Raw genomic sequence first — 1,895 nt, 5'->3', positions numbered from 1 at the left:
GGGGGGGGGCCTGCGCCGGGACTGGCGGTTGGCGGCCCGGCGCCCCCCGCCGCCCGGGGGGGTGGGGCGCGGTGGGGGGGGGCGCCTGGTGCCCTCTCCCGCCCGGCCGCCCGCGCGCCTCTGGGGAAGGATCGCGCGACGGGCGGCAAGTCAGGGGCAGACGATCAGGCGAGCCAGACCATCATGCGGGTCGGGGCGACGTCGCCGCGGGCGACGCTGTAAGGCCGCTCCACGTCGCCGGTGTAGAGGAAGCCCGCCTTGATCAGGACGCTGGCCGAGGCCCGGTTGTCGGCGAAGTGGCCGGCCCAGACGGCGTTCCTGCCCCAGCCGGCCTTCGCCCAGACCAGCGCCGCCTTCAGCGCCTCGGTGGCGTAGCCGCGCCCCCAGAAGGGGCGGCCCAGCCAGTAGCCCACTTCCGGGCGGCCGTCGGCGCGGGCGTCGAAGCCCAGAGCCCCGATCACCCCGAATTCGCGGTGCTGGATGGCGAAGGTCGGCGTCGCGTTCGCATCGGCCGCCTGGCAGCGCGCCACGAAGGCCTCGGCGTCGGCCAGGCCGTACGGGTGCGGCATCTTCGCCGTCATGGCCGCCACGCCCCCGTCGGCGGCGAGCTCGGCGATCTGCGGCGCGTCGGCCGCCACGGGTCCACGCAGCACCAGCCGATCCGTCGCGATCGCGGGCCTGATGTCGAGTGCGCACATGTTCAAACCTCCCGGCCCTCTTGTCGGGGCCCAAAACGACTGCGGGGAGCCCGGCTGACCGGACTCCCCGCGAAGGTCGTCTGTCCGGTCCGCCTCTTGTGGTGGGGGCGGAACCGGAGAAAGAGAGGTTCCGCCTATTCGGCTGCGATCACCTTCTCGGCCGGCACCACCGTCGCGTAACAACGGTTCTTGGCCTTGGTGACGAAGCGCACCGCGCCGTCCACGAGCGCAAAGAGGGTATGGTCCTTGCCCATGCCCACGTTCTCGCCCGGCCAGAACTTGGTGCCGCGCTGGCGCACGATGATGCCGCCGGCGTTGATCGCTTCGCCGCCGAACTTCTTCACGCCGAGACGGCGGCCCGCCGAGTCGCGCCCGTTGCGCGAGGAGCCGCCGGATTTCTTGTGAGCCATGGTGTGCTCCTGTCCTTAACTTGCGGGCGCCCGATTACTCGGCCGCGCCCTCGTCCTTCTTGGCGGCCGCCTTCTTGGCGGCGGGCTTCTTGGCGGGCTTCGCCTCGGCTTCCACCGGCGCGTTCACCTGGGCGGCGGCGGCGGCTTCCTCGACGACCTCGGCCGGCGGGGCGGCCTTGGCGGCCTTCGCCTTCGGCGCGGGCTTGGCGGCGGCCGGAGCCGGCGCAGCGGCTTCCGCCACGGCCTTCTTCGGCTTGTTCAGCGTGGCGAAGTCCAGGCCGCGGGCGCGGGCGTCGAGCTCGGCCTTGGTGACCAGGCTGACTTCGCCGTCCCACTTGGTTTCCTTGCCGCCGGCGGTGATGCCGGTGACGCGCAGGACGCTCTCGGGCTGGCGATGGCCGCGCGTGCGGCGATAGCCCTGGCGGCGGATCTTCTTGAAGATCTTCACCTTGTCGCCCTTGCGGGTCTCGATCAGCGTGGCGGCCACCGAGGCGCCCTCGACGGTGGGCGAACCCACGGTCACGGCCTCGCCGTCGCCCAGCATCAGCACATCGCCGAACGCCACCTTGGCGCCGGGCTCGCCGTCCAGCTTTTCGACAACGAGCAGGTCGCCGGGCTGGACCCGGTACTGCTTGCCGCCGGTCTTGATCACCGCGTACATCGTCTCGCGCCTTTGTATTTCTTCTTGATTGAAAGCGTGTTCGCGCCCCCGAGACGGGCCCGGGGACGAGGAGGCGCGGTTATACAGACGGGCGGGGCGGAGTCAACGGCGGGCCGCGCTTCGCGA

2 protein-coding genes and 1 pseudogene are annotated in these 1,895 nt (G+C 72.0%); all 3 read right to left on the bottom strand.

Features of this window, described 5'->3' with window-relative positions:
• Window positions 1-164: 164 nt before the first annotated feature.
• Window positions 165-698, bottom strand: coding sequence for a GNAT family N-acetyltransferase (locus JNK30_RS19895; protein ID WP_293484981.1), 534 nt, complete (start codon window positions 696-698; stop codon window positions 165-167).
• Window positions 699-832: 134 nt separating this feature from the next.
• Entirely contained in the window at window positions 833-1,108 is a 276-nt protein-coding gene (rpmA, locus tag JNK30_RS19890; protein ID WP_293484979.1) for a 50S ribosomal protein L27, read from the bottom strand.
• Between the two features lie 178 nt (window positions 1,109-1,286).
• A pseudogene (rplU, locus tag JNK30_RS19885) lies at window positions 1,287-1,769 on the bottom strand (50S ribosomal protein L21); the annotation flags it as partial.
• Window positions 1,770-1,895 lie beyond the last annotated feature (126 nt).

The organism is Phenylobacterium sp., from assembly GCF_016793225.1.
In the GTDB taxonomy this organism is placed as follows: domain Bacteria; phylum Pseudomonadota; class Alphaproteobacteria; order Caulobacterales; family Caulobacteraceae; genus Phenylobacterium.
This window is presented reverse-complemented; position numbering and strand designations above follow the sequence as displayed.